This window comes from Streptomyces sp. NPDC127119 (assembly GCF_042677425.1).
In the GTDB taxonomy this organism is placed as follows: Bacteria; Actinomycetota; Actinomycetes; order Streptomycetales; family Streptomycetaceae; genus Streptomyces.
Map to the genome: position 1 here is coordinate 69,675 of NZ_JBHXTO010000031.1, position 7,842 is coordinate 77,516.

The following is a 7,842-nucleotide window of genomic DNA, read 5'->3' on the forward strand; positions in this document are numbered from 1 at the left end:
CGCTGTGGGCGCTGCCACAAGCTATGGACGAACCTTTGAGACACCCTGAGTAGGGAATGTGTAAGACCTGAGAATGCACTCCCGGGAATCAGAATCCCGTAAGACAGCTGATTCCTGACCGACTCAGGGCCAGTTCCCAGGAAAGGGGTGTTGTCTGTGCCCCTTCAGGGGCGCGGGGAACTGCGCGCCCAGCCACGACGGACCCGCAGGTTCACACAACCCGCGGCCCCCGGCGGGCCCCGCCGATGGAGCTACCCCCGCCCCACATAAGGCATACCGCTGGCGAGAACCGTCGCGAACTGCACGTTCGCCTCCAGCGGCAGCTCCGCCATATGGCGGACCGTCCGCGCCACGTCCCCCACGTCCATCACCGGCTCCGCGGCCACCTCCCCGTTCGCCTGCAACGCCCCGGTCGTCATCCGCGAGGTCATGTCCGTCGCCGCGTTCCCGATGTCGATCTGCCCGCAGACGATCCGGTACGGCCGCCCGTCCAGCGACAGCGACTTCGTGAGGCCGGTCAGCGCGTGCTTCGTAGCCGTGTACGCCGCCGACCGCGGCCGGGGCGTGTGCGCCGAGATCGAGCCATTGTTGATGATCCTTCCGCCCTGCGGATCCTGCTCCTTCATCTGCCGGTAGGCCGCCTGCGCACACAGGAACGCCCCGTCGAGATTCGTACCGACCACATGCCGCCAGGCGTCGTAGGGCAGGTCTTCGAACGGCACACCGCCGGGTCCGAACGTGCCGGCGTTGTTGAAGAGCAGGTCCAAGCGGCCGAAGCGGTTCCGCGTGGCGCCGAAGAGCGCGGCCACCTCCTCGGGCCGCGACACGTCGGTGCGTACGCACAACGACGTGCTCTCTTTCCCGGCCGCCTCCCCGACGGCCCCGGGCGACGCGTCCGCGAGGGCCGTCCGGGCGAGCGCCGCCGTCTCCTCCAGCCGCTCCGCGCGGCGGCCGGCGAGCGTCACCGACCAGCCGGTCCGCAGCAGTTCGACGGCCACGGCACGGCCGATTCCCGAGCCGGCGCCTGTCACGATCGCGATCTTCGTTCGATGGGCGTTCATGGCCCCGCAGCGTACGGGAGGCCATGGTCGACGGTCCGCCATTTGGAACTCATCCGTCCGACATCTGACTGTTGTGTACGTGACGGTCCGCCGTTGACTCTGACCACTCCAATTCCTTGTACAACAACCGTCAGGGGAGGGCCAGATGACATCCACCGGCCACCAGCAACCGTCGCAGCACGCCCCCGAACTCCGCGCCGCCGCCCGTCACCTCGGACGCCGCCGGCTCTTCACCGTCACCGGCGCGGCCGCCGTCCTGGCGTTCGCCACCAACCTGCCGACCGCGGGCGTGGCGGGTGCGGCCGAGTTCGACGCGGCGAAGATCACCGAGAATCCCTTCACCCTCGGTGTGGCCTCCGGCGACCCCCAGGCCGCCTCCGTGCTGCTGTGGACCCGGCTCGCCCCCACCCCGTACCAGGCGGACTCCGGACTGCCCCCGGAACGCGTCACCGTGCACTGGGAACTGGCCCGCGACGAACGGTTCCGCCACGTCGTCAGACGGGGGGCGACCTTCGCCCACCCCGAGTTCCACCACTCCGTGCACGTCGAGGTCGGCCACCTCGACTCCGACCGGGTCTTCTACTACCGCTTCAGGACGGGCAGCTGGATCAGCGAGACCGGGCGTACCCGCACCGCGCCCTCGTCCCGCGCGCGCGTCGACGAACTGCGGCTGGCCGCGGTCTCCTGCCAGGCCTACCACGACGGGTACTTCACCGCGTACGGCCATCTCGCCGAGGACGACGTCGACGTGGTCTTCCACGTCGGCGACTACCTCTACGAGTACGCGGTCGACTCCGTGGGCGGCGCCCGCAACTACACCGACCGCGTACTGCCCGACCTCTTCAACCACGAGACGATCACCCTGGAGGACTACCGCCTGCGGTACGCCCTCTACAAGACCGACCCCGACCTGCGGGCCGTGCACGCCGCCCACCCCTTCGTGGTCACCTGGGACGACCACGAGGTCGAGAACAACTACGCGGACGACATACCCGAGAACTCCGTACCGCCGGAGGAGTTCCTGCTGCGCCGCGCCGCCGGATACCGCGCCTACTGGGAGAACCTGCCGCTGCGCCGCCCGCAGCGGCCCGAAGGCCCCGACATGCAGATGTACCGGCGGCTGAACTGGGGCCGCCTCGCGCAGTTCGACATCCTCGACACCCGGCAGTACCGCTCCGACCAGGCGTACGGGGACGGCGCGGACGTTCCCGGCCCCGAGACGGACGATCCGGCACGCACGATCACCGGGGCGGCGCAGGAGCGGTGGCTGCTGGACGGGTGGCAGGCCTCCCAGGCGCTGTGGAACGTCGTCCCGCAGCAGGTCATCTTCTCCCAGCGGAACTTCGACCTGACCGTGCCGTCCCGGGTGTCCATGGACGCGTGGGACGGCTACCGGGCCTCGCGGGGGCGGGTGCTGGCCGGAGCGGAGGCCGCCGGGGTCGACAACCTGATGGTGCTCACCGGGGACGTCCACGTCGGGTACGCCTTCGACATCAAGGACGACTTCGACGATCCCTCGTCCCGGACGCTCGGTACGGAGATCGTGACCACCTCGATCACCAGTGGGCGGGACGGGACGGAGAAGCCCGCCAACTGGGAGACGTACATGGCGGCGAATCCGCATCTGAAGTTCTACAACGGGCGGCGCGGATATACGACCGTGCGGTTGGGGAGGGAATCCGCTCGGGCCGACTTCAAGACCGTGCCGGCGGTCACTGTGCCGGGGGCTGCGATCAGTACGGCCGCGTCGTTCGTCACGGAGGTCGGTGACCAGGGGCTGAAGCCGGTGTAGCTCCGCTGGGGTGGGGCGGGGAACTGGCGGTCGTTCGTCGGCTGCGGGCCGGATGTGGCTGGTCGCGCAGTTCCCCGCGCCCCTAAGGGCGAAAAGCCAAAGACTGCGCCGTTCCCCGCGCCCCCAAAGGCGAAAGGCGAAAGATTGCGCCGTTCCCCGCGCCCCTGGTCGGGCCCGGCCCCTCCTAGAGGGATTCGCCGGGGTAGGTGACTCCTACCTCCGCCCTTACCGCGTCCAGGGTGCGCATTACCGCCAGGGTGCCGTTCAGGGGGACCAGGGGGGATTCCTTCTCGCCGGCTCGGAGGGCTCGCATGACCTCCGTCGCCTCGTGCTTGAGGCTGGCGCGGGTGCCGTCCGCCGCGTTCGCCGTGTACTCCTGCGGGTCGCGGCCGTCGCGGTGCAGGACGAAGCGGTCCGAGTGGAAGAAGCCGTGCGGGATGTCGATGCGGCCCTCGGAGCCGGTGACCGACGCGGCCGTCGACGTACCGCCGACCAGGGAACAGTGCAGTGCGGCGAGCGCCCCGCTGTCGTACGAGAGCAGCATGCCCGTCTGGAGGTCGACGTCCTCGTCCGAGAGCACCGCCTTCGCCGTCACCTCGGAGGGCTCGCCGAGCAGCAGATGCGCGAACGACACCGGGTAGACCCCGAGGTCGAGCAGCGCGCCGCCGCCCTGCGCGGGATCGCGCAGCCGGTGGGTGGGAGGGAACGGACCCGAGAGGCCGAAGTCGGCCTGGACCGTGCGGACCTCACCGATCGCCCCGTCGTCCACCAGCGTCTTGAGCTGCCGGATCAGTGGATTGCAGTACATCCACATGGCCTCCATCAGGAAGCTGTCGTGCTGCTTCGCGAGGCCGACCAGTTCCTCGGCCTCGCGCGCGTTCAGCGTGAACGCCTTCTCGCACAGCACATTGCGCCCCGCTTCCAGACAGAGCCCGGCCGCCGCCCGGTGGGCCGAGTGCGGAGTCGCCACGTACACGACGTCGACGTCCTCGTCCGCCGCGAGGGACTCCCAGTCGCCGTACGCCCGGGGGATCCCGAACCGCTCCGCGAACCCCTTCGCCGACTCCTCGGTGCGCGACGCCACCGCCACCACCTCGGCATCGGGCAGATCGATCAGATCCGCGGTGAACGCCGCAGCGATCCCACCGGTCGCCAGCACACCCCAGCGCACGCGTTCCTCAGTCATGCCCGACCTCTCGCTCCGTGCCGTCGACGCCCGCGGCGCCCTCGACCGCTTCGACCATCTGTACGAGACCACCCGTACGAGCTGAGAGCATAGGTGGCGGATCACACGGAGAGGGAGGGGCGCATGCCCGAGCGCGGCCGTACGACGAGGGACCCGGACGGCCCGGAGGCCCGCATACCCGGCACGGCGGTGACCGAGGAGAGCGTGGTCGCCGCCTCGGCGTCGCCGGTACCGCCACCGGCCGCCCGCCGTTCCGTGGGACTCCTGGTCACGCTCATCCTCGGCGGGCTCACGGCCGTACCGCCGCTGTCCATGGACATGTACCTTCCGGCGCTCCCGGACGTCACCGACGCGCTGCACGCCTCGGCGGCCACCGTCCAGCTGACGCTCACCGCGTGCCTCGCGGGGATGGCGCTCGGGCAGCTGGTCGTCGGGCCGATGAGCGACAAGTGGGGCCGCAGACGGCCGCTGATCGCCGGGCTCGTCGTGTACATCCTCGCCACCGCCGTCTGCGCGATCGCCCCCACCATCGAACTGCTCATCGCCTTCCGGCTGCTCCAGGGCCTCGCGGGCGCCGCCGGGATCGTGATCGCCAGGGCCGTCGTCCGCGACCTGTACGACGGTGTGGACATGGCGCGGTTCTTCTCCACGCTCATGCTGATCTCCGGGGTCGCGCCGATCATCGCGCCGCTCATCGGCGGCCAGGTGCTGCGGATCACCGACTGGCGGGGCGTCTTCTACATCCTGACCGTCATCGGGATCGTGCTCACCGCCGTCGTCTGGCGGCTGCTGCCCGAGACGCTCCCGCCCGCCGAGCGCCATGACGGCGGTACCGTCGAGGCCCTGCGCACCATGCGCGGACTGCTCGCCGACCGGGTCTTCACCGGCTACATGCTCACCGGCGGCTTCGCGTTCGCGGCGCTCTTCGCGTACATCTCCGCCTCGCCGTTCGTGGTCCAGGAGATCTACGGCGCCTCCCCGCAGACGTACAGCATCCTCTTCGGCGTCAACTCCGTCGGACTGGTGATCGTCGGCCAGATCAACGGCAAGATCCTCGTCGGCCGGGTCAGCCTCGACAAGGTGCTCGCGGTCGGCCTCGCGATCATCACCGTCGCGTCGGCCGCGCTGCTCCTGATGTCGGCCGGGGTGTTCGGCGAGGTGGGCCTCGTCCCGATCGCCGTCGGCCTCTTCGTGCTCATGTCGGCGATGAGCCTGTGCATGCCCAACACCAACGCGCTCGCCCTCATGCGCACCCGGCACTCCGCGGGCTCCGCGTCCGCGCTGCTCGGCACGTCCTCGTTCCTCGTCGGCGCGATCGCCACCCCTCTGGTGGGCGTCGCCGGTGAGCACACGGCCGTCCCGATGGCCGTCGTCCAGCTCGCGTGTTCACTGGTCGCCGTCGCCTGCTTCATGGCACTGTGCCGTCCCTGGCGGAAACAGCCGAACGTGCAGCCGAGCACGAACTCAAACGTGAACGTGAACGCGAACGCGAACGCGAACGTGAACTCGAAGGTGAAGCAGAACGTGAAGGGAGCGGGGAACTGAGCGCACCGAGACTGCGCCCCGGCACGGCGGAACGTGCCGGGCTCGACCCCGGGGAACTCGACGCTCTGGTACGGGAGTTCCGCGCGATCACCGCCGGGGACCGGCCCTGGGCCGCGGGTGCCGTACTGGTCGCCGGACGCGGGCCCGTGATCGCCGTCGAGGAGGCGGCGGGCTGGGCGGTGCGCTACCGCGCGTACGACGCGGACGCGGACGCGGGCGTGGAACTGCCGCGCGGCGAACGCGTGCCGATGACCGTCCGCACCCCCTTCGACCTGGCCTCCCTCACGAAGCTCTTCACGAGCGTCGCGGCCGTGCAGCAGCTGGAGCGCGGCACCCTGGGCATCGACGCGCGCGTGGGGGCGTACCTGCCGGGCTTCGCCGCCGCCACCGAGTACGGCATCACCGTGCGGCACCTGCTCACCCACACCTCCGGGCTGCGGCCCGAACTCCCGCTGTACGACTGCCGGGACGACAGGGCACGGTTCGCCCTGCTGCGGGCGGAGAAGCCGGTGACGGCGCCGGGCACCGCGTACGGCTACTCGGACCTCAACATGCTGCTGCTCCAGCAGGTCCTCGAACGCATCACCCGGCGCCCGCTGGACGCCCTCGTCCGGGACGGGATCACCCGGCCGCTCGGCATGGCCGACACCGCCTACGGCCCCTGCCCGCGCGCGGCCGCCACCGAGGACCAGCGGCGGCCCTGGGCCAAGGCCGACCGGGGCATGCTGCGGGGCACGGTCCACGACGAGAACGCCTGGGCGCTCGGCGGGGTCGCGGGCCACGCCGGCCTCTTCTCGACCGCCGCCGACCTCGCCGTCTTCTGCCGCACCCTCCTCGCGGGCGGCTCCTACGGCACCGCCCGCATCCTCGGCCCCGACTACGTCGAACTGCTCCTCTCCCCGCCGGGCCTCGGCTTCGCCCTCGACCAGCCGTCGTTCATGGGCGCCCTCGCCGGCCACGGAGCCGCGGGCCACACGGGCTTCACGGGTACGTCGCTGGTGATGGACCCCTCGACGGACACGTTCCTGGTGCTCCTGGCGAACACGGTCCACCCACGCCGCCGGCCCGCGGACCATGGACCCCGCGCGACGGCGGCCACACGGCTGGCCCGGGCGGTCAGGGGGGCCTGAGCGGTGCTCGTAGACTTCCCCCGTGACCGCCCCCGTTTCCCCAGCTGAGACCCTGCGCACGGCCCTCGCGGGCCTGCTCGACGGACTGCCGCCCAAGGTGGCCGCGCAGGCCGTCGACCGGCTGATCGCGAACTACCGGGGCACCACCCCGACCGACGCCCCGATCCTGCGCGACCGCGCGGACGTCGCCGCATACGCCGCCTACCGGATGCCCGCGACCTTCGAGGCCGTACGGGCCGCGCTCGCCGCCTTCGCGGACGCGGCACCCGAGTGGACGCCGGGCAGCCACGTCGACGTCGGCGGCGGCACGGGCGCGGCGACCTGGGCCGTGAACGCCACCTGGCCCGGGGAGCGGCCGGTCACCGTGCTCGACTGGGCGGAGCCCGCGCTCGTCCTCGGCCGTGAACTCGCCTCGGCCAGTACGGAGTTGCGGTCCGCCGAGTGGCGCCGCTCCCGGATCGGCGCCGAGCTCGCCCTGCCGGACGCCGACCTCGTCACCGTGTCGTACGTCCTCGGCGAGCTGACCGAGGCGGGCCGCGGCGCCGTCGTGGACGCCGCGGTGGCCGCCGCGCGGGCCGTCGTGATCATCGAGCCGGGGACGCCGGACGGGTACGCCCGCGTCCTCGCCGCCCGTGACCGGTTGATCGGCGCCGGGTTCTCCGTCGCGGCGCCCTGCCCGCACAGCGGGGTCTGCCCGATCGTGCCGGGGGAGGACTGGTGCCACTTCTCCGCCCGGGTGAGCCGGTCCTCGTTGCACCGGCAGGTCAAGGGGGGTTCCCTGCCCTACGAGGACGAGAAGTTCAGCTATGTCGCCGCGACGCGGGTGCCTGTGGCTCCGGTCGCCGCGCGGGTGGTGCGGCGGCCCCAGATCCGTAAGGGGCAGGTGCTGCTGGATCTGTGCGAGGTGGGGGGTGGGCTGGGGCGCTCCACGGTGACGAAGCGGCACGGGTCCCTCTACAAGGAGGCACGGGACGCGGCATGGGGCGACGGGTGGCCCCCGGCCGGGCCCCGCTAAGGGCGTTTCCTCGCCCCCGCCGCCCCTACCCGTTCCCGTCCACGCATGGGGCTGCGCCCCTCGCCCCCTTTGTCCTCAAACGCCGGACGGGCTGATTTTCAGCCCGTCCGGCG

General features: G+C 71.5%; 6 protein-coding genes. 4 read left to right on the top strand and 2 right to left on the bottom strand.

The genetic code is table 11. The annotated features are described in order from the left end of the window. Nucleotides 1-251 precede the first annotated feature (251 nt). A complete protein-coding gene (locus ACFVH5_RS16775) occupies nucleotides 252-1,061 on the bottom strand; it encodes an SDR family oxidoreductase (protein ID WP_385834430.1) in 810 nt (269 codons plus the stop codon). Between the two features lie 145 nt (nucleotides 1,062-1,206). Here ACFVH5_RS16775 and ACFVH5_RS16780 point away from each other — a divergent pair, with 145 nt between their 5' ends. After that, nucleotides 1,207-2,853, top strand: a complete 1,647-nt coding sequence (locus tag ACFVH5_RS16780) for an alkaline phosphatase D family protein (RefSeq protein WP_385834431.1) — start codon at nucleotides 1,207-1,209, stop codon at nucleotides 2,851-2,853. A 184-nt stretch (nucleotides 2,854-3,037) separates the two neighbouring features. On the opposite strand, the gene ACFVH5_RS16785 is transcribed toward ACFVH5_RS16780, so the two are convergent. Continuing rightward, nucleotides 3,038-4,039, bottom strand: a complete 1,002-nt coding sequence (locus ACFVH5_RS16785) for a Gfo/Idh/MocA family protein (RefSeq protein WP_385834432.1) — start codon at nucleotides 4,037-4,039, stop codon at nucleotides 3,038-3,040. A 123-nt stretch (nucleotides 4,040-4,162) separates the two neighbouring features. Here ACFVH5_RS16785 and ACFVH5_RS16790 point away from each other — a divergent pair, with 123 nt between their 5' ends. From ACFVH5_RS16790 to ACFVH5_RS16800, 3 genes are read left to right on the top strand one after another with little or no spacing between them, the layout of a single operon-like run. Beyond that, complete coding sequence (locus ACFVH5_RS16790; protein WP_385834433.1) at nucleotides 4,163-5,584, top strand: Bcr/CflA family multidrug efflux MFS transporter; 1,422 nt, start codon at nucleotides 4,163-4,165, stop codon at nucleotides 5,582-5,584. After that, nucleotides 5,581-6,714, top strand: coding sequence for a serine hydrolase domain-containing protein (locus tag ACFVH5_RS16795; protein ID WP_385834440.1), 1,134 nt, complete (start codon nucleotides 5,581-5,583; stop codon nucleotides 6,712-6,714). The genes ACFVH5_RS16790 and ACFVH5_RS16795 overlap by 4 nt, the downstream gene beginning before the upstream one ends. A 22-nt stretch (nucleotides 6,715-6,736) precedes the next feature. Next, the gene (locus ACFVH5_RS16800; protein ID WP_385834434.1) at nucleotides 6,737-7,729 is read left to right on the top strand and encodes a small ribosomal subunit Rsm22 family protein; all 993 of its coding nucleotides are present in this window, start codon (nucleotides 6,737-6,739) and stop codon (nucleotides 7,727-7,729) included. Nucleotides 7,730-7,842 lie beyond the last annotated feature (113 nt).

Bases quoted from the DNA above. Each gene is read 5' to 3' on its own strand.
- ACFVH5_RS16775 (WP_385834430.1), bottom strand. From the start codon at position 1,061: ATGAACGCCCATCGAACGAAGATCGCGATCGTGACAGGCGCCGGCTCG.
- ACFVH5_RS16780 (WP_385834431.1), top strand. From the start codon at position 1,207: ATGACATCCACCGGCCACCAGCAACCGTCGCAGCACGCCCCCGAACTC.
- ACFVH5_RS16785 (WP_385834432.1), bottom strand. From the start codon at position 4,039: ATGACTGAGGAACGCGTGCGCTGGGGTGTGCTGGCGACCGGTGGGATC.
- ACFVH5_RS16790 (WP_385834433.1), top strand. From the start codon at position 4,163: ATGCCCGAGCGCGGCCGTACGACGAGGGACCCGGACGGCCCGGAGGCC.